Here is a 22,242-nt window from a genome sequence, read left to right as displayed (position 1 = left end):
CGGCGGTACGGGGCTATGGTCGTTAGACTGAATCCATGGCCTGGTGGTTTTGGATTCTGTTGTGGGTGGCACTTGTCGCGCTCTCGTTGCTGTTCCTCGGCATTTTGGGCGTGAAGCTGTTCCGCTCGTTCACCGCGATGCTCGCCGAGCTGGAGGCGGCGGGAACGCGGCTGGGCAGCGCCGGCAGCGCCGGTGCAGCGGAAACTGATACTGCTGCGGCCGGTGCAGATGAAGCGGCCGCACACGGCGATCCCGAAGCCCTCTTCGGCAGTCCGCGTCAGGCCAGGGTCGACTACGTCACGTCCAAACTCCAACGACAACAGCAGCGCCGGCTCCGGAGGATGGAACGCAAACGCGTCCGCGGCCAACCCCAGGCGCTGCGTGACCTGCAGTAGCGCCAACAGGCGTAGGATATTAAGCGAGACGAAAGGACGTAACGCCGTATGATGGGAAAGCTCTTTGACAGCCCGTGGCCGATCATCATCATCATCATTGTGGCGCTGCTGTTGTTCGGAGCCCCCAAGCTGCCCGGAATGGCGCGCAGCATTGGTCAGTCGCTGCGGATCTTCAAGACTGAAGTCAAGCAAATGAAGGATGATCCGGACAGCGACAACCCTGATGACTCCGAGCCGGTTGAGGGTCGGGTGGTCCCTCCCAAGGATCATGCCGACGACTCCAAGCGGAAGAACGATGGTACGGCAGGCAGGACGGATCCGCCCACTGACCGTAGCTCCTAAGGACCATGCCACTTGCACTAGGCCGCGGCCGTAAGGCCAATCCGGAAGGCCGGATGGCCCTGCGGGAACATTTGCGGGAATTCCGCAACCGCATCATCAAATGCGCCATCGCCATCGTCGTCGGCGCTGTAGCGGGGTTCTTCCTGTATAACCCGCTGTTCAGCCAGCTGATCCAGCCCATCATGAATGTGGCCGAACGGGACGGACGTCTGGCGAGCATCAATTTCGACGGCGTTGCCTCATCATTCGACCTGATGGTCCAGACCTCGCTGTTCCTGGGGTTGCTGGTCTCAAGTCCGGTGTGGCTGTACCAGATGTGGGCGTTTATCACCCCCGGGCTGAAGGACAAGGAACGGCGGATCGCATTGGCGTTCATGGCCGTCTCGGTGCCGCTGTTTATCGGCGGCGTCTACATGGCCTGGCTGGTGCTGCCCAACGCGGTCCAGGCGTTGCTTGGTTTTACCCCCGAGGGCGGCTCCAACGTGATCACCGCCCAGCTGTACCTGACATTCGTGATGCGGCTGCTGCTGGCATTCGGGATTGCCTTCCTGCTGCCGGTGGTGCTGTTCGGGCTGAACCTGGTGGGCGTGCTCAAGGGCCGCCAGATCCTCAAATCCTGGCGCGTGACGGTGCTGTTGGTCTGCGTGCTGGGCGCCATGGCCGCACCGGGCCCGGACATCATGAGCATGTTCTATCTGATCGTCCCGCTGCTGTTCTTCTTCTTCCTGGCCACCGGTCTGTGCCTGCTCAATGACAAGCGCAGGGAACGGCGGTCGGCAAAACGCGAAGCCGAAACCGAAGCGGCCGCGGACACAGCGACGTCGGCGGACGATCTGGAGAACCTGTAGCGGTTCGGGCCCGCAGCGGACACTGCACCACGGGTGCTCCACTTCCCATTAGGCTGAATATATGTCTTCGCCATCGGAGCGGTACCAGGCCGCGACACTCAGGCAGGCCGAGTCCAAGACCCGGCTGTATCAATTCCGTACTATGCTCGACTTCGACCTGGACCCCTTCCAGACGGACTCCTGCGAGGCGCTGGAAGCCGGGCGGGGCGTGCTGCTGGCCGCCCCCACCGGGGCGGGCAAGACGGTGGTCGGCGAGTTTGCCGTGTATATGGCGCTTGAACGTGGGCTGAAGGCGTTCTACACCACCCCGATCAAGGCGCTGAGCAACCAGAAGTACACTGAACTGCTCCAGGTGTACGGGCCGGAGCGAGTGGGTCTGCTCACCGGCGACACCAGCATCAACCCGGAAGCCGACGTCGTCGTGATGACCACCGAGGTGCTGCGGAACATGCTCTACGCGGGATCTTCCACGCTGGCCGACCTGGCGTATGTGGTGATGGACGAGGTCCACTACCTGGCGGACCGGTTCCGCGGTGCCGTGTGGGAAGAGGTGATCATTCATCTGCCACCGGCGGTGCAGCTGATTTCGCTGAGCGCGACTGTGTCCAATGCCGAGGAATTCGGCGCCTGGCTGGACACCGTGCGCGGGGATACCGCTGTAGTGGTCACCGAGCACCGGCCGGTGCCGCTGTGGCAGCACGTCATGGTCGGCCACGACATCCTCGACCTGTTCGCCACCGACGTCTCCTTCGATGAGATGGCTGATGAACTGCGCCAGGGGGCGCTGCCGGAGTACGAGGTCAATCCGGAACTGGTCTCCCTGGCCAACGCCGAAAACAGGTTCAGCCGCGGACGGGGCCCCGTCCAGCGGGGGCGGGGCAGGAAGCGCCGCTTCGAGCAGGACCGCCGCCCGCCGCAGACCCGGACCCGGCGCGCCTCGCGTCCTGAAGTGATCCGGCGGCTGGACCGGGAGGCCCTGCTACCGGCCATTACGTTTATCTTCTCGCGGGCCGGCTGCGACGCCGCAGTGGCGCAGTGTGTCGACTCGGGCCTGTGGTTGACCGATCAGGCGCAGCGGCGCGAAATCCTGCAGCGGGTGGACGAAGCGAGCCAGGATATCGACGAGGACGACCTGGAAGTGCTCGGGTTCCGCACCTGGCGCGAGGGCTTGGTGAGGGGGTTCGCCGCCCACCACGCCGGTATGCTGCCGATCTTCAAAGAGGTGGTCGAGAAGCTGTTCGCCGACGGGCTGGTCAAGGCGGTGTTTGCCACCGAAACCCTGGCGCTGGGGATCAATATGCCGGCCCGCTCAGTGGTCTTGGAAAAGCTCGACAAGTTCAACGGCGAGACGCATGCGAATATCACGGCGGGGGAGTACACCCAGCTGACCGGCAGAGCCGGCCGCCGCGGGATTGACATCGAAGGACACGCGGTCGTGCTGTGGCAGCCGGGAACGGACCCGACGGCGGTGGCCGGGCTGGCTTCGAAGCGCACCTATCCGCTCAATTCCAGCTTCCGGCCGACGTACAACATGAGCATCAACCTGATTGCCCAGTTCGGCCGCTTCCAGGCCCGGAAGATCCTGGAGTCCTCCTTCGCCCAGTTCCAGGCCGACCGCTCCGTGGTGGGCATCGCCAAGCAGGTGCGCAGCCGGGAGGAATCACTGGCCGGCTACGAGGAGTCAATGCGGTGCCATCTTGGTGATTTCGGCGAGTACGCGGCCCTGCGCCGTGAACTGTCCGAGGCGGAGCATCAAGCCTCGAAGACCAAGTCACGGCAACGCCGCTCCGCCGCGGCCGATTCGTTGGAGCGGCTGCGTCCCGGCGATGTGATCGACATTCCGGCCGGACGGAATCCGGGACATGCCGTGGTGCTGTCGCCGGACCACGGCAGCCGGGAACCGCGGCCGTCCATCCTCACGGCCGAAAAGCAATTGCGCCGGGTATCGGTCCAGGACCTGAACGGACCGGTGCAGGTGCAGTCCCGGGTCCGCATCCCCAAGTCATTCAATGCCCGTGTGCCCAAGGACCGCAGGGATCTCGCCTCGTCCATGCGCAACGCGCTCCACGAGGCCAGACCTGCCCGCGAGGACGGCAACGTCGACTTCGAGTACAGCGGACTGGCTGCCCAGGAAGAGAAGATCTCCGACCTGCGGCGCCGGCTGCGGTCCCACCCCTGCCATGGCTGCAGTGAACGGGAGGATCACGCACGGTGGGCCGAGCGCTGGTGGAAGCTGCGCCGCGACACCGATGGCCTGATCCGCCAGATCCAGGGCAGGACCAACACCATCGCCAAGACCTTCGACCGTGTCTCGGAGGTGTTGGCTTATTACGGCTACACCCGGCCCGACGACGGCGACCTGGTGCTCACCGGGGACGGGGAGCGGCTGCGGCGGATCTACGGCGAGAAGGATCTGCTGGTATCGCTGAGCGTCCATGAGGGTGCGTTCGACGATCTGGACCCTGGCGAGCTGGCGGCGTTCATCACAGTGCTCGTCTTCCAGGCCAAGCGCGAAGAGCAGGGGATCCGCCCCAAGATGCCCAGCGTATCGTTGGAAAGCAGCGTCGACGTCGTCATCCGCCAGTGGTCCGAACTGACCGATATTGAGGATCAGTACAAACTGCCGTTGACCGGCGAACCGGAGCTGGGGCTGATCTGGCCGATGTACAAATGGGCCCGTGGCAAGCATCTGCAGGCCGCGTTGTCCGGTTCCGAGCTGGCGGCCGGCGACTTTGTCCGGTGGGCGAAGCAGGTGATCGATCTGCTGGACCAGCTGGCCAAGGTGGAGCCGTTGCCGCCGGGGCTGCGCCGCCGGTGCATCAAGGCCATCGCACTGGTGCGCCGCGGCGTCGTGGCCTACTCCGGGGTGGAATGAGCGCCACAGACAATGACGGAACGAAAGAACAGGAATACTTTGATGTCAGCCACGACCGGCGGCCAGCCGGTGTCCCCCCAGCAGTCGCCACAGAGCCGTGTGACCATGTACCGGAACGGATCTGTCTATAGCGCCGCGGATCCGTTTGCGACGGCCATGCTGGTCGACGGCGGGACCGTTGCCTGGGTGGGAACCGAGCAGGCCGCAGCATCCATCGCCGACAGCAGCATGGCCGTCGTCGATCTCGAGGGCAGCCTCGTTGCGCCTGGCTTCGTGGACTCCCATATCCATGTCACCGAAACCGGCATTGCCGACCAGACCCTGGACCTGGCACAGATGAAATCGCTGGCCGAGCTGCTCGATGCAGTCGCAGGCGCTGCCCGCAGCGGCGACGGGATGATCCTGGGGCACGGATGGGACGAAACCCAGTGGCCGGAGGGGCGGGCGCCGACGGCCGACGAACTGGACCGTGCTTCCGGGTCCCGGATCGTGTACCTGTCCAGGATCGACGTTCACTCGGCGGTGGTCTCCGGGACACTTGCTGCTGACCTTTCGCTGGCCAATTTCGACGGATGGTACGGCGACGGTCAAGTGTCGGGCCACGCACTGTCCGAGGCACGCGAGGCTTCCCGGACGTTCCGGCCGGGCGAACGCCGCCAGTTCCAGCAGCGGGCGCTGTCGAAGGCCGCGAGTGCCGGGTATGTCGCCTTGGCGGAGATGAGTGCACCGCATGTCGGGGCCGCGGAGGACCTGCAGTTGCTGATGTCCTACGACGGACAGGCCGAAGCGGATGGCGGGGCACTACGCTACCCGGCGATCCTTCCCTATTGGGGTGAAGCCGCTGCCGATGCCGACGACGCCCGCCGCATCCTGTCCAGCGTGGGAGTTCCGGTGAGGGGACTGGCCGGCGACCTCAATATCGATGGCTCCATCGGGTCACGGACCGCTTTGCTCCGCGACGACTACAGTGACCAGCCGGGGGAGCGCGGGTCTGCGTACCTGGACACAGACCTGGTGGCATCCCATTTTGCGGCGACTGCCGAGCTGGGCATCCAGGGCGGCTTCCACGTGATCGGTGATGCCGCCATGGATATCGCGGTTGAGGCGCTCCACAAGGCCGCCGCCCAGGTCGGCATTGACCGGGTGCGGGCGGCCCACCATCGGCTCGAACACGCCGAGATGCTCAGCGGCGCGGTGATCGAGCAACTGGCGCATTTTGCTGTCACGGCCAGTGTGCAGCCAGTGTTCGACGCGCTGTGGGGCAAGGACGACCTGTACCACAGGCGGCTGGGACCGGCGCGGGCAGGCGCCATGAACCCCTTCGCCTCGATGCTTTCGGCCGGGGTCCCGCTGACGATCGGCACCGACGCACCGGTCACCGAACTGGACCCCTGGGCGGCGGTGCGGGCGTGTCTGCAGCATTCCAACCCCGACCAACGAATTTCCGCCCGGGCAGCGTTCCTGGCCCACACCAGAGCCGGATGGCGGGCCGCCGGGGCGCACGACCCGCTGGCCGGGCAATTGGTCCCCGGCGCTCCGGCCACCTTCGCCGTATGGGATGTCGACGAATTGATGGTGCAGGCGCCCGACGAGCGGGTGCAGTCCTGGAGCACCGACCCGCGGGCCGGAACGCCGCTGCTGCCCGCTCTCGACGACGGCCAGCGCCCGGTGTGCCTGCAGACCGTGCGGGACGGGTGGGAACTGTACAGCCGGTGGTAGCGCCTCCGGCGGTCCCGTACAGCGTGCCGATCCCGGATAGTGGAAACGACACGCCGGAAGTGGCGGTTGATTGTAAAATATCCGCTTTATGCCGGTTGCCGACGACCCCGCGCTGACCTGCGGTTCCGCCTGAATCTGCAGGTCAGAGCCATGTTGACACGTCCTGCACAGCACGTAAGCTGAAGGCTCAACAGGTTCCGTTACCCCAGTGGGGAGGGGCCTGACCGTGGCTTGTGGCCGCGGTTTTTCTAACGGGTAGGTTCACACGTCAGTAGAAAACAGGGCCGTTGGAGCGATACGACTTCAGCGGCAATGGTCCGAAGGCGCGTGAACCTACCCATTTATGCGTTTCGCCTATACTGGCAGTTCTGTCCTTCAGGAGAAAGGCTCATCAGTGCGCGTCGTCACCATCATTCCGACGTACAACGAAATCGAGTCGCTCCAACAAACAATCACCCGGCTGCGCTCATCGGTGCCCGAGTCGGATATCCTTGTGATCGACGACAACAGCCCGGACGGCACCGGGGAACTTGCCGCGACGCTGGCCGCGTCCGACAGCCGGATTCACACCATCCACCGGCAGGGCAAAGAAGGTCTGGGCGCCGCCTATCTCGCAGGTTTCCGCTGGGCGGAGGACGCCGGGTATGACGTGATGGTCGAAATGGACGCTGACGGGTCGCACCAGCCCGAACAACTCCCGCAGTTGCTCGAGGCCGTCGAGGCCGGAGTCGATCTGGCCATTGGTTCCCGGTGGGTGCCCGGCGGGAGAGTGGTGAATTGGCCGCTGCCCCGCAAACTCTTGTCCCGGGCCGGATGTATGTATTCGAAGCTGGTGCTGCGCACCTCCGTCCGGGATATGACCGGCGGATTCCGCGCCTTCCGCCGGCAGACGTTGGCCATGCTCGATTTGAGCGCCGTTGAGTCCGTCGGCTACTGCTTCCAGGTGGATCTGGCCTGGAAAGTTTCCCAGCTCGGGCTGCGGATCACCGAAGTGCCTATCACTTTCGTCGAACGCGAGTATGGGAACTCGAAAATGAGCGGCCGGATAATTGTCGAGTCAATGCTGCGGATCACCCAGTGGGGACTGGTGACCCATGGCAAGCTGCTGAGGCGGCTGCTGCGGGGGCCGGACCGGCGGGTTAAGCGTTGAATGCCGGTGGCTCACGGAGCCACCGGCATTCCAGGAAACGTGCCGAAACTTCAGGCCGAGGTTGGTTGCCCCCGGCGCCGGCGAAGCTCATTGAGCCGATCCTCGAGAATCTGCTCAAGTTCCTCCGAGGAGCGGCGCTCCAGCAACATGTCCCAGTGGGTACGCACGGGCTTCTCGTTGGGATTGACCGGCTTCTCGCCGTCGACCAGCAGGGCTTCCTTGCCGGTCTTGGACACCCACACCGAAGGAATCTCCGCTTCGGCTGCGAAGGTGACGAACACTGACTCGCCATCGGCGCAACGATACTCGATGCGCTGCCGCGGTGCCGGCTCAACGCCCGACTCGGTCTCCATGCTCTGCGCACCGAGACGCATTCCTCGCAAGCTGCGGTCGCTCATCATCTCTCCTACATCGAATTTCAGGTCACTATGTGCAACGCCGGACGGGCCGAATATGTTCCGCGCGCCGCACAGTGGGAGCAAACATTCCATTATACGGCCCAACAGGACCGGCAGTGCACATCCTGTACATCCAGTACGTCCGGCACATCCAGTACAGGTGGGGTCGCCGGTCAGCGCACAGAGGTTGACGGCACCCGATCAGCGCACGCTGTCACCGGTGTCGGGTGTGCCCAGCACGTCGCCGATCCCCTTGAGCGCCTCGCCCACCTCACTGGGGATGATCCACAACTTGTTGGAATCCCCGTCCGCGAGCTTGGGCAGCGTTTGCAGGTACTGGTAGGCCAGCAGCTTCTGGGTTGGATTGCCCTGGTGAATGGCATCGAACACCTTGCCGATGGCCTGGGCTTCACCGTCCGCCCGGAGGATCGCGGCCTTGGCGTCGCCCTCAGCGGCCAGGATAGATGCCTGGCGCTGGCCTTCGGCGGTGAGGATCTCGGACTGCTTGGTGCCCTCGGCCGTGAGAATGGCGGCCCGGCGGTCCCGCTCGGCCCGCATTTGCTTCTCCATGGAATCCTGAATCGATTTCGGCGGGTCGATGGCCTTGAGCTCTACACGTGAGACCCGGATACCCCACCGGCCGGTGGCTTCATCCAGTACACCTCGCAGCTGGCCGTTGATCTGGTCGCGGGAGGTCAGCGCCTCTTCGAGGTTCAGCCCGCCGACGACGTTACGCAGGGTGGTGGTGGTCAGCTGTTCGACGGCCTGGATGTAGTTGGCGATTTCGTAGGTCGCTGCCCGCGCATCCGTGACCTGGAAGTAGACGACGGTGTCGATTGAGACGACGAGGTTGTCCTCGGTGATGACCGGCTGGGGCGGGAATGAGACCACCTGTTCACGCAGATCCAGCAGCGGCAGCAATCGGTCGACGAAGGGAATCAGAATCGTCAGGCCGGGGTTCAGCGTGCGCTGATACTTGCCCAGCCGCTCGACGACGCCGGCACGTGCCTGAGGGATGATGCGGACGGCACGCACCAGCACGATCACCACGAAGACGACCAGGGCAATCAGGACAATGGTGAGGGCGATCGAACCGGTGTTCATATTTTCTCTCTGTTGCAGGGCACCTGATGAGTCAGCAGGCTTCGGTTTACGGTCCGGAGGCGGTGGTGTCGCTGACGGCGGTGACTATTGCCGTTGCCCCTTCAATCCGGGTCACCGACACCTTCCGGCCGGCCGGGATTTCACCCTCTGAAGCGACCCGGGCCGACCATGTATCGCCGCCAATCTTGACGATGCCCGAAGCGGCCGAAACGGGCTCCAGGGTCAGGGCCATCTCGCCGATCAGCCGGTCGATATTGGAACGTTGTTCAGGCGGCCCCTTTTTCAAGTGCCGCAGGGCCACCGGCCGGACAAACAAAATCATGGCCAACGCAACGATGCAGAACACAATGCACTGGATGAAAAACGAGCCGGTGACAAAGGAGGCCGCCAGAGCTGCCAGGGCGCCAACAGAGAGCATCAGGAACATCAGGTCCAGGGTGATCATTTCGACGGCGGCCAGCACCAGGAACAGGACGAGCCACAGCAACCAAACGTTCTGCACGATCCAGTCGAGCATCGCTAATTCCCCTCAATCCTTCCGTTGACTTCGAGGTGAAGCCGACGGAACCTGATGTTCCCATCATGCCTGAAGTTTGTGATCCGGACCACCCATTGGAATAGCTGTTGGGTCGAAACGCTTATGCGAGGATATTGGCAGCGGAAAGTTGGAGGACATGCAGGCGATACTGGTCAGTGGTCATCTTGGCGTGCGTCTGGGACGACTGTTCACCGGCCTCTTCCTGTACGGCACCGCGATAGCCCTGATGATCCGCGCCAGCCTGGGCTCCTCCCCGTGGGACGTTTTTGGCCAGGGAGTGTCCCGCACCGTCGGCATCAGCTTCGGCGCCGCCACTATCGCCATCAGTGCGACGGTGTTGCTGTTGTGGATCCCGCTGAAACAGCGGCCCGGGTTCGGTACCGTTGCCAATGCGGTGCTGGTGGGCATCTTTGCCGATCTGGCCATGCTGGTGCTCGACACTCCCTCTCCGCTGTTGTTGCAGGCTGCCATGTTTTTGGCCGGATTGTTGATGCTGGCGCTGGCGAGCGCGCTGTATATCGGAGCCGGAATGGGGCCGGGGCCACGCGACGGGCTGATGACGGGGCTGGTGCGCGTCACCGGAGCGCCGGTATGGGTGGTGCGCACCTCGCTGGAACTTCTGGTCGTCATAGTCGGGTGGTCGCTCGGGGGAGTGGTGGGCATCGGCACCGTTGTCTTCGCCGTCTTCATCGGCCCGCTGGTTCAGCAGGCGCTGAAATTGCTCTCCGTTGAACTGGATAAACCGCCGCGGCGGACCGCGGCCCCGAACTGACCGGCGGCTCTCAGGCCGGTGCATATACCGACAACCGGAATGCGGCGGTAACGGTTGTCCGCTCCGGGTGGCCCCGCAGCTGACCGTCCAGCACCGCTCGATCCAAGTGGTGGGCCGACGGACCCATTAACGCGGCCAGCCGGATATCGGCCGGGGACAGTTCCAGGCTGAACTCGATATCCCGGTGCGACTCCGGGGCAAAGTGGCCCTCCAGGGCGCGGTTCAGTTTCGCGGTTTTCTCCGGCGGAACGTCCAGCAGGGAGGCCACCGACCTGATTTCCGCCAGGTGGCCGGGACGCGGGGTGACGACCAGCAGCCTGCCGCTGCCGGAGAGGACCCGGGCGAACTCCTCCACATGGCGCGGGGCAAAGACATTGACGATGACGTCGACGGCCCCGGTGGGCACCGGCAGCGGGCGCCATACATCCCACACGAGGCACAACGCGCCGGGAACGGCGCGGGCGGCACGGCGCAGCGCGAACTTCGAGATATCCATCGCCACAGCCCGGGCAGTGGGAAGATCCTGCAGCACGCGGTCGAGGTGGAATCCGGTCCCCGCTCCGGCATCGAGGATCGCCGGCCGCTGTTTGCCGCGGGATGCGGCAACCGTTTCATCGGCTATTGCGGTGGCCAGCCGGTCGTAATGGCCGGCGGACAGGAAGTCGGCGCGGGCCGCCACCATCTCCGCGGTGTCGGGGACGAATGAACTCGCCCGTCCGGTCAGCAGGTTGAAGTACCCCTGGCGGGCGCGGTCAAACCTGTGCCCCGAACGGCAGATGAGTCCCGCCGCTGACCCGCCGTCGTCGGCCGTGATCCCTGCGGCGCAAACGGGGCAGCGCAGCAGTTGAGTCAGCGTCGCGTCCATCCCTGTCATCCTATGCCTGCGCCCGGCCCGGCAGCGGATGCAGGAGCCAAATTGAAGCGGCGGCTGTGATGAGATTAGGCTCACAGTGTGAAAGCTAAACATCTGCACCTGCTCAACTCAGTCTCCGCACCCACCGTTCATCCCTCCGGGGACCGCGCCGTCGTTGCCGTGACCCGCCCGGATTTCGACGGCGACACGTATGTTGGACAGCTGTGGGAGGCGCAACTTGATCCGGCCGGGGCCGACGCGCGGCGGATCAGCCGCGGATTCCGGGACACGTCGCCCAAATTCTCTCCCGACGGCGCGACCCTGGCCTTCCTCCGCGCGGCGCAAGGGGATAAGCCCCAATTGCACGTGATGGACGCGTCCGGTTCCGAGGCGCAGGCGCTGACCGAACAGCATCTGGGAGTGAATTCGTTCGAATGGTCGGCCGATTCGACGCAGATCGTCTATACCGCCAGGGTCGCTGAACACGGCCGCTATGGCACCGTTGACGGTGTCGGCGCCGGGGCCGAGGACGCCCGGCACATCGATACCTTGAAGTTCCGGATGAATGGCACGGGTTACACCAGCGACAAGCGGAACCAGTTGTTCCTGGTGAACCTGCCGGCATTGGATGAGGAGCCGCCGGTCGAGCCTGTTGGACGGGCGAAGGAGGAGCGTCAGGCCAACGGGGACGAGGCATTTACGGCAGTGCCGCCGAGCATGCAGTTGACGGATGCCGATGCCGACCACGACGGGCCGGTCTTCAGCCCGGATGGCCAGCAGATTCTGTTCGCGGCCAGCCTCCACGCGGAGCGGGACACCGACCTGCGGAGCGACATCTATTCGATCGCCCTGGACGGTTCCGGACGGCAGCAGCTGACCAATCTGTCAGGTCCCATCATCGGCGCGTCCGATGCGCGGATCTCGGCTGATGGCAAGTGGCTGTTCTATCTGGCAAGTGAGCTTTCTCAGACTGGAATCGATTTTGTGGCCAGAAACGAGGGTCTCTACGCGGCGCCCATTTACCGTCCTGCTGAGGCGAAACGGCTGACCGACCCGGAAACGATAGACCTTGGCGGAACAGCGGGAGGCCTCCAGCTGATCGGCCCGGACTCGGTGCTGGTCGCCAACAACACCCGCGGCGCCGTCGAGCTGTTGCAGGTGGGGGCCGACGGCGGCACTGAAGTGCTTGCCGGCGGCTCGCAGGTGATGACCGGCGCGGGCGCGGGCGGCGGCGCCGTTGTCGTCAGTTATACGGATCCGGAAACCGCCGGCGACGTTGCCGTGGCGGAGGCGGACGGGTTGCGCCGGTTGACGGATTTTTCCGCCCGGCTGCGGGACGAGGCGGGTGTCACGCCCGTCCGCGAGGTGACGTACCACGCGGCCGACGGCTATCCGGTGCACGGATGGGTGATGCTGCCTGAAGGGGAGGGGCCGCACCCGGTATTGCTCAATATCCATGGCGGGCCCTACGCCCAGTACGGCTGGGGGCTTTTCGACGAGGCACAGGTGTACGTCGACGCCGGCTACGCCGTATTGCTGTCCAACCCGCGCGGGGCCGCAGGCTACGGCCAGCGGCACGGACGGGCCATCAAGGGGGCGATGGGCAGCGTTGACCTGATGGACGTGCTGGGGTTCCTGGAGGGTGCCCTCGCTGAATTCGGCCGGCTGGACCACACCCGGCTGGGCGTCATGGGTGGTTCCTACGGTGGCTACCTGACTGCCTGGACCATCTGCCAGGACCATCGCTTCACCGCCGCGATCATTGAACGCGGGTACCTCGACCCGCCGTCGTTCGTGGGCTCGTCCGATATCGGCTGGTTCTTCTCCAACGAATACACCGGCAGCGACCCGGAACAAGTGGCCAACCAGAACCCCTTCGCCCATATCGGCAAGGTGCAGACCCCGGCCCTGGTCATCCATTCCGAAGAGGACCTGCGGTGCCCGCTGGAACAGGCGCACCGCTATTACACGGCCCTGAAGCAGCGCGGGATCGAGACCGAAATGGTTGTCTTTCCCGGCGAGAACCACGAGCTGTCCCGTGCCGGGACTCCCCACCACCGCAGGCAGCGGTTTGAGGCTATTCTGAGCTGGTGGGCCAAGCACCTGCCCACGGCGCAGAATCACCTCTGACCGCGGCCGATTACCCAAGGGGGACACCATGGATTACCGGTACGACCCGATATATCAGCGTGACGGGGCAGACTCAGGACATAAACAGCAGCCGCCGGTGGCACAGCCGCAACCGGAGGCCGAACCGGAACCGGTGGAGGTCTCGCCGGTGACGGCCCAGGGCGAGCGTGTGCCTGACGACGGGCAGGCTCACGGAACTCCGCCCGGGGCGGCTGCCGGATCCAATCCCTATGTTCTGGTGCTGATGATCTCGGGACTGGTGCTCATTGCGGCCGGCATCGTCTCCATATTTGCGGGCGGGCAGTTGGTGAACATGCAAATGATGGCGACCTCGATGCAGACCCAGCAGAGCCCGTTCCAGCTGATGACCTACGGCCAGTCCCTGATCACTCTGGGCCCATTCCTGCTGGCGTTGGGTGTGGGAACTTTGTTGGGCGTGACGTTTCTCAAGGCTCAGGTATGGCAGAAAGTGAATCGTGAAGCGGCGCACTAATAGCGCGCCCTTTACCATGCGAGCAATACTAAGTAGCCTGTCAACGACGATGCGCGTGACATGGCGGAGGGACGGCTCAGGTGGACAATCAAAACATTCAACACCAGATCCAGGCCTTGGTGGAGCAGGAACGGCAACTTCGCGAATCCCTGGGTTCCGAAGAGGACAGGGAGGCCGGCCAGGCCGAACTGAGGCATGTGGAGGAACAGCTCGACCAGTGCTGGGACTTGTTGCGCCAGCGGCGGGCCAAGCAGCATGCCGGTGACGACCCCGAAGACGCCTCGGCACGTCCGGTGAACCAAGTGGAAGGTTACCGCCAGTAAATAACGGGGGCGACTGCGTCTTCCAGGACCCTTCGGGGGCTGCTCCCGATCCGGATCAGGAGCAGGCCCCGGGCCGGCGGGTCCGGCTCCAGTATGATCGAACCAACCGGCACCAGCGCCATCCCGCCAGCGGCGCGCCGCGGGTGACGAAGAGCCGACAAAGGAGAGACGTGAGTACAGCAACCCAAACCCAGCCGCCGGGCGTACATGTTGCCGACAGCCACGACCTGCTCCGCGTGCACGGCGCGCGCGAGAACAACCTGAAGAATATTGATGTCGAGATCCCGAAGCGCCGGCTGACCGTCTTCACCGGCGTGTCCGGTTCGGGCAAGAGCTCGCTGGTGTTCGCCACCATCGCCGCAGAGTCGCGCCGGATGATCAACGAGACTTACAGCGCGTTCCTGCAGGGTTTCATGCCGACCCAGGCGCGTCCCGACGTCGACGTACTCGAGGGACTAACGACGGCGATCATCGTCGACCAGGAGCGCATGGGCGCGAATCCGCGCTCGACGGTCGGTACCGCCACTGACGCCAACGCGCTGCTGCGTATCCTGTTCAGCCGGCTGGGGCAGCCGCATGTCGGATCCCCGCAGGCGTTCTCGTTCAATGTGGCCTCCATCAGCGGCGCGGGGGCCGTCACCTTCGAAAAGGGCGGAAAGAAGGTCAAAGAACGGCGGGATTTCAACATCACCGGCGGCATGTGCCCGAAGTGCGAGGGCACCGGACGGGTGACGGATTTCGACCTGACCCAGCTCTACGACGACGACAAGTCGCTGAACGAGGAAGCACTGACCATCCCCGGCTACACCATGAGCGGCTGGCAGGGCCGCCTGCTGCGCGGGGCGGGTCTGGACCTGGACAAGCCGATCCGGGACTACGCGCCGAAGGAACTGGACGACCTGCTCTACAAGGAGCCGACCAAGATCAAGGTCGAAGGCGTCAACCTGACCTACGAGGGGTTGATCCCGAAGATCCAGAAGTCGATGCTCTCGAAAGACCGGGAAGCGATGCAGCCGCACATCCGGGCCTTCGTCGACCGCGCCATCACGTTCACGGCCTGTGGCGAATGCGGCGGAACCCGGCTCAGTGAAGCTGCCCGCTCCTCGAAAATCAACGGGATCAGCATTGCCGACGCATGTTCCATGCAGATCAACGACCTGGCCGAGTGGGTTCGCGGGCTCGATGAGCCGTCCGTGGGTCCGTTGCTGACGACGTTGGGGGAGACGCTCGACTCGTTCGTCGAAATCGGGCTCGGCTACCTCAGCCTGGAACGGCCGGCAGGCACATTGTCCGGGGGAGAGGCCCAGCGCACTAAGATGATCCGCCATCTCGGATCGTCGCTGACCGACGTCACCTATGTCTTCGACGAACCCACCATAGGCTTGCACCCGCATGACATCGCCCGGATGAACGATCTGCTGCTGCGGCTGCGGGACAAGGGCAACACCGTGCTGGTCGTGGAGCACAAACCGGAGAGCATCGCCATCGCCGACCACGTGGTGGATCTTGGTCCCGGAGCCGGCACATCCGGTGGCGAATTGGTGTTCGAGGGCACTGTCGAGGGGCTCCGGGAGAGCGAGACGATCACCGGCCGTCATCTCGACGACCGGGCCAGCCTCAAGGATTCAGTACGCAAGGCGGACGGTGTCCTGGAGATCCGGGGCGCCCGGCAGAACAACCTGCAGGATGTCGACGTCGATGTCCCGACCGGCGTGCTCACGGTCGTCACCGGCGTGGCCGGTTCCGGAAAAAGTTCGCTGATCCACGGTCATCTCGCCGGCCGCGACGGTGTGATCATCATCGACCAGGCCGGCATCAAGGGGTCCCGGCGCTCCAACCCTGCCACCTATACGGGCTTGCTGGAGCCGATCCGCAAGGCCTTCGCAAAGGCCAATGGCGTCAAGCCGGCGCTGTTCAGCGCCAATTCAGAGGGTGCTTGCCCCACCTGCAACGGTGCCGGAGTGATCTACACCGAGTTGGGTGTGATGGAAACCGTCGCCACCACGTGCGAGGAATGCGGTGGAAAGCGGTTCCAGGCTGCCGTGCTGGAATACGAGCTCGGCGGCAAGGACATCAGCGAGGTGCTGTCGATGTCTGTCGACCAGGCCGAAGAGTTTTTCGGCGGGGGAGAGGCGCGTACGCCGGCCGCGCACAAGATTCTCGACCGGCTCGCCGACGTCGGACTCGGTTACTTGACCCTCGGCCAACCACTGACGACGCTCTCCGGCGGTGAACGTCAGCGGCTCAAGCTGGCCACGCACATGGGGGAGAAGGGCGGTGTCTACGTGCTTGATGAGCCGACCACGGGACTGCACCTGGCCGACGTCGAGCAGTTGCTCGGACTGCTCGACAGGTTGGTTGACTCGGGCAAATCTGTCATTGTCATCGAGCATCATCAGGCGGTGATGGCCCACGCCGACTGGATCATAGACCTTGGCCCCGGCGCCGGTCACGACGGCGGCCGGGTTGTCTTCGAGGGTACGCCGGCCGACCTTGTGGCCAGTAGGTCCACGCTCACCGGCGAGCACCTTGCCGCATACGTCGGCACCGGGTCTCCGGCCGCCGTGCCATAACCCCTTGCGGACAGTCATTGTCCTCAAGGGGTTATAGCCTGACGTTGCGGCAGACCGAGGAACTCGACCTGAGGCGCCTCGACCGCACTCTGGCAACTGCGACGAATTTGGAGGCCCCCATGAGCCGGGAAGTGCAGATCACCTTCGACGCCAATGACCCGCGGACGCTGTCGACTTTTTGGCGCGATGTCCTCGGATATGTTCATCCGGCTCCGCCCGGCATCGAGCTGCCTGGCGGCGCCGATCCGCTGGCCGCATGGGACGACTTTTTGGAGCAGGCCGGGGTGCCGCAGGAGCAGCGAAACTCGGCTTCGGCCCTCGAGGACCCGGGCGGCCAAGGGCCACGCATCTTCTTTCAGCAGGTGCCTGAAGGCAAGATTGCCAAGAACCGCCTCCATCTCGACGTGCGCACGGCTACGGACTTGCGGGGAGCTGAGCGGATGGCGGCGCTGGAGGAAGAGTGCACGCGGCTTGTTGCCCTGGGAGCAGAACGGATCCGGCGGCATGAGCCGGAACCTCCGATGAGCATTGGCTTCATCGTGATGACCGACCCTGAGGGCAACGAATTCTGCCTGGATTGATGCCGGTGCCGACGGGGCGGGCGCTGCAGGATGATCCGTGAGCGACGGGAAGAAGATCTTGACGGGCTATGCCTGATTCTGGAGAACTTGGACTATCCCTCAGGCATCCTTGCAGGAAATGACCTCAAAGAGTGGCTCAACGAGTACGATGCCGAACAGTCCTGGGTTTTCGACAGTGCGCCAGTGACGGTGGTGCCTACGAAGAATGTGGTGGGGCACATACAGATATATCGTCCCACTGAAAATGCTTCAGCATCCTATCTGGCCAAACATGCTAGTAAGGTTACTGATGACCTGCTTTCCATTGGCAAGCTCTTTGTCGGGCCCAACAAACACGAATATGGCATACGCAGACACCTGCTGAAAGAGGCAGTTAAATACATCCAGCGCCAAGGAAAGCTTCCGGTGTTGGATCTTCACGAAAATGAGTTTCTGTCAAAAGGATTCTGCGAAAAGTTCGGGTTTGAAGAAATTCCTTCAGTAGATTGCCATGTCTATTGAGATTTTTGCCAACAAAACTGAGTCAGGACACACGCCGTCGGTTCCGTACATCCGTTGGGTTTAGCTAAACGCCGATAATCCACATTATGTTAAGTAAAGCTGGAGTGGCTGCCTGTATCCTCTATTGTCACCGTAACCTTTGGCCCGGTCGCGGCCCGCACATCTATTGACGCCGTCGTTCGCTTGGCAACTTCCATGGCTTCCTTCAAGTTGTCGCACTCCACGCCACTACAGCCCAGGACTGCCGAGGCGCCACCGGAGCCGATTCTGAACTTTGGGTTACCGCCGGCCAAGAGCCGTGTGACATAGAGTTCAACCATGGGTTCCACCACCGTCTTTGAAGGAAGCAGTCAGCAGACCCATCGCAATTCTGGTATGGGCATCGTGCCTGGGTTTGTTGGCATGGCTCGTGGCGTCGTCCAGTTGGGTGGCATGTGGCCGCTACTCCCCTCATCGTATTGGCGGCAGTCATGGCGTTCTATGCGCTGTGATGGACGCAACACGACCGGACCCCTGACGCGCACCGGCGGCGCGGCATGAAGCCCAAAACGATTGAGCAACTCGAGAGTGGACTGATCGCGACCCTCTGCCTGATAGGGACGATCGTCATCGCCCCGGCCTGGTGGTGGTTCCCGCTGGCCGCCTTCCTGGTCTTCGACCTCTCGCAACTTGGCTATCTGCGCTCCCCTGCCACCGGTGCGACTTGGTATAACGCGGTCCATACCTACATCTGGCCCGCTGTTCTGGCCGCGGCCGCGCTGATATTCAACGTCCTCTCCCCTGTGCTGTCGATGTGGCTTGCCATCATCGCCTTCGCGTGGGCATTCCACGTGGGGGTGGACCGGATGCTGGGATTTGGTTTGAAGCTGCCCGACGCGTTTACGCACACTCATATGGGATGGATCGGTAAGGACCGAGACAAGGACACCTCATGATCAGGCCAATCTTTACAGGATCGTGAATCAACCTGTACCCGTTCTGCTTCAATGGCGATCATGGATGAAGTAGTCTAATTGTCGGCCGTCGTGAAGTTCACGACCACGGCTGATGACGGCGGGGGTGCTGGCGCTCCTCGTAGAGGGGGACAGTAGTATTCGCAGCGACTGCGATCCGCAGCCTGCCGCACCACGCCAAGCACCCGAGTTCACGGTCGCCGGGACGACCGCCGTTTGTGAACAGTCTGACGAAGGAGCTTACAAAGACGATGAGTGAACCCACCTCCCCAACTGCCAGGAAAAACGGTGGTGACCCTGATCTCGAGACGCTCAAGGGGTCGGCTCCAGTCCGGTGGCCTGTTTTCATCGCCTCGATTGTCGGGATCCTCTCGGTCGCACTGTGGACGCTGATTGTCCCGAAGCAAGCCGAAGCGGTCATCGGCACAATGGTGTCCTGGGTCTCCAATGGCCTGGGCTGGTTCTACATCTTATTGGCGACCGTCATCCTGGTTTTTGTCATTTACCTCGGGTTTTCCCGGTTTGGGCGTGTGCGTCTCGGCCCGGATCATTCCCGACCCGAGTTTTCAACCTTTTCCTGGGCCGCCATGCTGTTTGCGGCAGGCATCGGCACCGACCTCATGTTCTTTTCGGTTTCCGAACCGGTGGCACAGTATTTTAGTCCGCCTGTTGGACAGGGAGAGACTGTCGAGGCCGCGCGGGAAGCGACGTTCTGGACGCTCTTCCACTACGGGATCACCGGGTGGGGAATGTACGCGCTGATGGGGATGGCACTGGGATACTTCGCCTACCGCATGAATCTGCCGCTGGCGGTGCGGTCTGCTCTATACCCGCTGTTTGGGCGTCGAATCAACGGAGTACTCGGTCACGCGGTCGACACGGCGACCGTTCTCGGCACGACCTTCGGCGTTGCGACCAGCCTGGGCATCGGCGTGGTGCTGCTCAACGCCGGCTTGAACATCTTGTTCGGCCTCGCGATCGGGGCGGGCGCGCAAATCGGGCTCGTTGTCCTCGCGGTTGTGATGGCCGCGGTCTCGGCCACCACGGGTGTCGACAAGGGTATTCGCCTGCTTTCCCAAATCAATGTGATCCTCGCGGTGTCCCTGGCGGCCTGGGTGGTCATCACCGGAAAAACCGGATTCCTGCTCTCTGCCATTGTCACCAACGTTGGCGACTTCATCAGCATGTTCCCCGGAAAGACGCTTGAGACCTTCGCATTTCGCGACGTCGACGCGTGGATGTCGCTGTGGACGTTGTTCTTCTGGGCATGGTGGATTGCATGGGCGTCGTTCGTCGGCATGTTCCTGGCGCGGATTTCGCGGGGGCGGACCATCCGCGAGTTCGTGCTGGGTACATTGGTCATTCCATTCAGCTATATCCTGATGTGGGTCGCCGTCTTTGGTAATGCTGCATTGGAGCGGGTCCGCAGCGGCGATGAGGAATTCGCCGAGACGGCCGCGGCGGGTAACGGCCTCGGATTCTTCCGATTACTGGAGCAGTATCCGCTCTCCGGTGTGGTCATCGGCGTGGCGATCTTCGTCGGTTTGCTGTTCTACGTCACCTCGGCCGACTCGGGGTCGTTGGTGATGGGCAATTTGACCTCGTCGTTGCGTCACGTCAAGGAGGATTGCGCCCCATGGTTGCGAATAACGTGGGCCGGGGTCACCGGTTTGCTCACCGTCGGGATGCTTCTTGTCGGCGGAATCACGGCGCTTCAATATGCCACGGTCATCATCGCCTTGCCATTCTCGGTGGTCCTGATTTTGGTGATGATCAGTCTGCGGAAGGCGTTGCGTTTCGAGGCGACTCGGGCCGACTCCGCCCCGCGCAGTCGACCGCGTGTGCTGGCCGCACGGTTCGAAGAACGGGAAACGTGGAAGACCCGACTGGCCCGCGCCACCCACTATGTCGATATGGACGGGGCCCGCGCCCATCTTGACAACGTCGTCACGCCAGCCTTGCAGGAGGTCTCTGAAGAGCTCACTGAGCGTGGTGTTCCGGCGCATGTGCACACCGAGGGCGAGGCCGGCCACAATGCCGTAGAACTTACGACTGATTCGCCCCAGTTCCCGTTCGTGTATCGAGTGCAGGCCGAAAGCGTTCCGATGCCGGCTTATGGCGGTCGGATGGTCGGCCGTAACGAGTACGTGCGTTTGGAGGTGCACCTGTCCGACGGCGGACAGGACTACGATGTCATGGGCTACTCAACGACCCAGCTGATTCATGATTGTCTCGACCATTACGAACGGCACTTGGAATTCCTGCGATTAGCCGATTAGTGTCCTGCGGGCGGTGCCGGGAGCGCCCCGCCCGCAGGATTTAAGCTCCGACGTCGTACAGGTCGGGTTGGTTGGTGCCGTACGGCCTTCACCCTGGAATCGTGCATTCAGCTGAAGAGCTATTCGCCGGCCGGCATATATTCGGCAGTGATCAGGATCGGCCGGTGATCGGAATCGCCGCGTGGCAATGTCTCAACACTGCCGACGCGTATCCCCTGCGATGTGGCGAAATCGAAATGTCCGCGAAAGACGATGTACCGGGTGTAGGTCCGCTCATCGCTCAGCGAGAGATCGTAGCCCGACTGTTCCATGTGCGCGTTGAGATTCCTGGTAAAGAAGGGGTAGTTGAAATCCCCCACCATGAGTGTTGCGGCGGCCACTCCCCCCAAGCTGTGCAATTCCGAGTGGGCGTGATGTATTTGGTGCCGGCGCAAGGAGTTCGAAGCGGTCAGAGGGGCTGCGTGGAAGGTTCCGATCACCACTTCATGCTTCGTCTCGTTGTCCATCACTGATGTTCCGATGAGCCGCTCGTGGGCGGGTGAAAGTAGCCTGTCGTGCAGGGACTTCTTGAGCGCGAAGGATTGTGTCTCGTTGATGGTAAAGCGGTCTTTGCGGGCGTAGACAGCCAAACCCAGCCGGTTGGTCTTAGTGGTGTCCGCCAGCTGGAGGGTGCCGAGCATGTCAGGCAGATCCTCAGTCCGGCACTCCTGCAGGCAGATCAGATCGGCATCAAAGTCCCGGGCCAGGGCTTCCAGCTCGCCGCGGGCACGGTGCTTGCGCAAGTTGTAACTGATGACGCGTATCAGGAGAGCACCTTCTTCTGCAGTTCCGGATGGCAGGACCCAGACATCATTCTAAGCGGTGGCTGGCCCTTGCGGGGCAGTTCGCCTCGGGCACCGGAAGATCGATAGTTTGGTACTGATCATCCCCTATCTGAGGACTGCATGGCTCCCCGAACCTTATTCCGCACCGTCGCCCTGGCCGAAGCGGTGACATGGACGTTGCTGCTGATCGGTATGTTCCTGAAATACGTGACTGCGACGACGGAGCTCGGCGTCAGCATCGGCGGCGGGCTGCACGGGTTCGTTTTCATTTGCTACGTGATAGTCGGCTGCTTCACGTGGGTCAACGAGAAGTGGGAGCGCGGCACAGGCGTGCTGACGTTAGTGTCCGCGGTGATTCCCTATGCCACTATTCCGGCGGAGAAATCCTTGGACAGGCGTGGCCTGCTCTCCGCTTCGTGGCGGCTCGCTCCGGCGGACGTGGAAGCGCAGGGTCCACTCGAGACGCTGCAGGCGTGGGTGCTGCGGCATCCGCTCGCTGCAGTTGTGACGGCGCTGGTGGCAGCGGCAGCCGTGTTCTCTTTCCTGCTCTACCTCGGTCCCCCGGACACGTGGTTCGACTGAAGACGGCCA

At 63.2% G+C, this 22,242-nt stretch carries 21 protein-coding genes; 16 read left to right on the top strand and 5 right to left on the bottom strand.

Annotated elements, in window-relative coordinates; genetic code table 11:
- Window positions 1-35: 35 nt before the first annotated feature.
- The 6 genes from H535_RS0103550 (at window position 36) to H535_RS0103525 (ending at window position 7,329) form a co-directional block, all read left to right on the top strand.
- Entirely contained in the window at window positions 36-395 is a 360-nt protein-coding gene (locus tag H535_RS0103550) for a hypothetical protein (RefSeq protein WP_026818456.1), read from the top strand.
- A 51-nt stretch (window positions 396-446) separates the two neighbouring features.
- Window positions 447-737 carry a Sec-independent protein translocase subunit TatA gene (gene tatA, locus H535_RS0103545; RefSeq protein WP_026818455.1) on the top strand — a complete coding sequence of 97 codons (291 nt, stop codon included), beginning with the start codon at window positions 447-449 and terminating at the stop codon, window positions 735-737.
- 5 nt (window positions 738-742) lie between these two features.
- On the top strand, window positions 743-1,585 hold the full coding sequence (gene tatC, locus H535_RS0103540; protein ID WP_035768213.1) for a twin-arginine translocase subunit TatC: 843 nt from the start codon (window positions 743-745) through the stop codon (window positions 1,583-1,585).
- A gap of 61 nt (window positions 1,586-1,646) precedes the next feature.
- Window positions 1,647-4,460: a DEAD/DEAH box helicase gene (locus H535_RS0103535; RefSeq protein ID WP_026818453.1), complete on the top strand. Its 2,814-nt coding sequence runs from the start codon at window positions 1,647-1,649 to the stop codon at window positions 4,458-4,460.
- Window positions 4,461-4,502: 42 nt separating this feature from the next.
- A complete protein-coding gene (locus H535_RS0103530; protein ID WP_051298444.1) occupies window positions 4,503-6,179 on the top strand; it encodes an amidohydrolase in 1,677 nt (558 codons plus the stop codon).
- Between the two features lie 394 nt (window positions 6,180-6,573).
- Window positions 6,574-7,329 (top strand): polyprenol monophosphomannose synthase, encoded by a 756-nt coding sequence (locus tag H535_RS0103525; protein ID WP_026818451.1) that lies wholly within the window; start codon window positions 6,574-6,576, stop codon window positions 7,327-7,329.
- 50 nt (window positions 7,330-7,379) lie between these two features.
- Here H535_RS0103525 and H535_RS0103520 read toward each other — a convergent pair whose 3' ends face one another.
- The 3 genes from H535_RS0103520 to H535_RS0103510 all read right to left on the bottom strand — a co-directional run bounded on the left by H535_RS0103520 (window position 7,380) and on the right by H535_RS0103510 (window position 9,348).
- Window positions 7,380-7,727, bottom strand: a complete 348-nt coding sequence (locus H535_RS0103520) for an RNA polymerase-binding protein RbpA (protein ID WP_026818450.1) — start codon at window positions 7,725-7,727, stop codon at window positions 7,380-7,382.
- Window positions 7,728-7,928: 201 nt separating this feature from the next.
- Window positions 7,929-8,831: an SPFH domain-containing protein gene (locus H535_RS23265; RefSeq protein ID WP_035768211.1), complete on the bottom strand. Its 903-nt coding sequence runs from the start codon at window positions 8,829-8,831 to the stop codon at window positions 7,929-7,931.
- Between the two features lie 46 nt (window positions 8,832-8,877).
- Window positions 8,878-9,348: an NfeD family protein gene (locus H535_RS0103510; protein ID WP_026818449.1), complete on the bottom strand. Its 471-nt coding sequence runs from the start codon at window positions 9,346-9,348 to the stop codon at window positions 8,878-8,880.
- 157 nt (window positions 9,349-9,505) lie between these two features.
- On the opposite strand from H535_RS0103510, the gene yczE reads away from it, so the two are divergent.
- Entirely contained in the window at window positions 9,506-10,141 is a 636-nt protein-coding gene (gene yczE, locus H535_RS23260; protein ID WP_051298442.1) for a membrane protein YczE, read from the top strand.
- 10 nt (window positions 10,142-10,151) lie between these two features.
- On the opposite strand, the gene H535_RS0103500 is transcribed toward yczE, so the two are convergent.
- The gene (locus H535_RS0103500) at window positions 10,152-11,006 is read right to left on the bottom strand and encodes a methyltransferase domain-containing protein (RefSeq protein ID WP_026818448.1); all 855 of its coding nucleotides are present in this window, start codon (window positions 11,004-11,006) and stop codon (window positions 10,152-10,154) included.
- A gap of 87 nt (window positions 11,007-11,093) precedes the next feature.
- Between H535_RS0103500 and H535_RS0103495 the strand changes: the two genes are divergently transcribed.
- The 8 genes from H535_RS0103495 to betT all read left to right on the top strand — a co-directional run bounded on the left by H535_RS0103495 (window position 11,094) and on the right by betT (window position 20,827).
- On the top strand, window positions 11,094-13,124 hold the full coding sequence (locus H535_RS0103495) for a S9 family peptidase (protein WP_026818447.1): 2,031 nt from the start codon (window positions 11,094-11,096) through the stop codon (window positions 13,122-13,124).
- 28 nt (window positions 13,125-13,152) lie between these two features.
- Window positions 13,153-13,617: a hypothetical protein gene (locus tag H535_RS0103490; RefSeq protein WP_026818446.1), complete on the top strand. Its 465-nt coding sequence runs from the start codon at window positions 13,153-13,155 to the stop codon at window positions 13,615-13,617.
- 80 nt (window positions 13,618-13,697) lie between these two features.
- Window positions 13,698-13,940, top strand: a complete 243-nt coding sequence (locus H535_RS0103485; RefSeq protein ID WP_026818445.1) for a DUF2630 family protein — start codon at window positions 13,698-13,700, stop codon at window positions 13,938-13,940.
- Between the two features lie 170 nt (window positions 13,941-14,110).
- Complete coding sequence (locus H535_RS0103475; RefSeq protein ID WP_026818444.1) at window positions 14,111-16,513, top strand: ATP-binding cassette domain-containing protein; 2,403 nt, start codon at window positions 14,111-14,113, stop codon at window positions 16,511-16,513.
- A 119-nt stretch (window positions 16,514-16,632) separates the two neighbouring features.
- Window positions 16,633-17,094, top strand: coding sequence for a VOC family protein (locus H535_RS0103470; protein ID WP_026818443.1), 462 nt, complete (start codon window positions 16,633-16,635; stop codon window positions 17,092-17,094).
- A gap of 30 nt (window positions 17,095-17,124) precedes the next feature.
- Window positions 17,125-17,595 (top strand): GNAT family N-acetyltransferase, encoded by a 471-nt coding sequence (locus H535_RS0103465; protein WP_026818442.1) that lies wholly within the window; start codon window positions 17,125-17,127, stop codon window positions 17,593-17,595.
- 536 nt (window positions 17,596-18,131) lie between these two features.
- Window positions 18,132-18,530, top strand: coding sequence for a DUF4260 family protein (locus H535_RS0103455; RefSeq protein WP_026818440.1), 399 nt, complete (start codon window positions 18,132-18,134; stop codon window positions 18,528-18,530).
- 269 nt (window positions 18,531-18,799) lie between these two features.
- Window positions 18,800-20,827 carry a choline BCCT transporter BetT gene (gene betT / locus H535_RS0103450; RefSeq protein WP_026818439.1) on the top strand — a complete coding sequence of 676 codons (2,028 nt, stop codon included), beginning with the start codon at window positions 18,800-18,802 and terminating at the stop codon, window positions 20,825-20,827.
- A 119-nt stretch (window positions 20,828-20,946) separates the two neighbouring features.
- On the opposite strand, the gene H535_RS0103445 is transcribed toward betT, so the two are convergent.
- On the bottom strand, window positions 20,947-21,630 hold the full coding sequence (locus tag H535_RS0103445) for an endonuclease/exonuclease/phosphatase family protein (RefSeq protein WP_026818438.1): 684 nt from the start codon (window positions 21,628-21,630) through the stop codon (window positions 20,947-20,949).
- A gap of 141 nt (window positions 21,631-21,771) precedes the next feature.
- Here H535_RS0103445 and H535_RS0103440 point away from each other — a divergent pair, with 141 nt between their 5' ends.
- Window positions 21,772-22,233 carry a DUF3817 domain-containing protein gene (locus H535_RS0103440; protein WP_026818437.1) on the top strand — a complete coding sequence of 154 codons (462 nt, stop codon included), beginning with the start codon at window positions 21,772-21,774 and terminating at the stop codon, window positions 22,231-22,233.
- Window positions 22,234-22,242 lie beyond the last annotated feature (9 nt).

This window comes from Arthrobacter castelli DSM 16402, assembly GCF_000430705.1.
Classification (GTDB): domain Bacteria; phylum Actinomycetota; class Actinomycetes; order Actinomycetales; family Micrococcaceae; genus Arthrobacter_C; species Arthrobacter_C castelli.
This window is presented reverse-complemented; position numbering and strand designations above follow the sequence as displayed.

Coding starts and splice junctions, on each gene's coding strand:
- H535_RS0103550 (WP_026818456.1), top strand. CDS start 36: ATGGCCTGGTGGTTTTGGATTCTGTTGTGGGTGGCACTTGTCGCGCTC.
- tatA (WP_026818455.1), top strand. CDS start 447: ATGGGAAAGCTCTTTGACAGCCCGTGGCCGATCATCATCATCATCATT.
- tatC (WP_035768213.1), top strand. CDS start 743: ATGCCACTTGCACTAGGCCGCGGCCGTAAGGCCAATCCGGAAGGCCGG.
- H535_RS0103535 (WP_026818453.1), top strand. CDS start 1,647: ATGTCTTCGCCATCGGAGCGGTACCAGGCCGCGACACTCAGGCAGGCC.
- H535_RS0103530 (WP_051298444.1), top strand. CDS start 4,503: ATGTCAGCCACGACCGGCGGCCAGCCGGTGTCCCCCCAGCAGTCGCCA.
- H535_RS0103520 (WP_026818450.1), bottom strand. CDS start 7,727: ATGAGCGACCGCAGCTTGCGAGGAATGCGTCTCGGTGCGCAGAGCATG.
- H535_RS23265 (WP_035768211.1), bottom strand. CDS start 8,831: ATGAACACCGGTTCGATCGCCCTCACCATTGTCCTGATTGCCCTGGTC.
- H535_RS0103510 (WP_026818449.1), bottom strand. CDS start 9,348: ATGCTCGACTGGATCGTGCAGAACGTTTGGTTGCTGTGGCTCGTCCTG.
- yczE (WP_051298442.1), top strand. CDS start 9,506: ATGCAGGCGATACTGGTCAGTGGTCATCTTGGCGTGCGTCTGGGACGA.
- H535_RS0103500 (WP_026818448.1), bottom strand. CDS start 11,006: ATGGACGCGACGCTGACTCAACTGCTGCGCTGCCCCGTTTGCGCCGCA.
- H535_RS0103490 (WP_026818446.1), top strand. CDS start 13,153: ATGGATTACCGGTACGACCCGATATATCAGCGTGACGGGGCAGACTCA.
- H535_RS0103470 (WP_026818443.1), top strand. CDS start 16,633: ATGAGCCGGGAAGTGCAGATCACCTTCGACGCCAATGACCCGCGGACG.
- H535_RS0103465 (WP_026818442.1), top strand. CDS start 17,125: ATGATCCGTGAGCGACGGGAAGAAGATCTTGACGGGCTATGCCTGATT.
- H535_RS0103455 (WP_026818440.1), top strand. CDS start 18,132: ATGAAGCCCAAAACGATTGAGCAACTCGAGAGTGGACTGATCGCGACC.
- betT (WP_026818439.1), top strand. CDS start 18,800: ATGAGTGAACCCACCTCCCCAACTGCCAGGAAAAACGGTGGTGACCCT.
- H535_RS0103440 (WP_026818437.1), top strand. CDS start 21,772: ATGGCTCCCCGAACCTTATTCCGCACCGTCGCCCTGGCCGAAGCGGTG.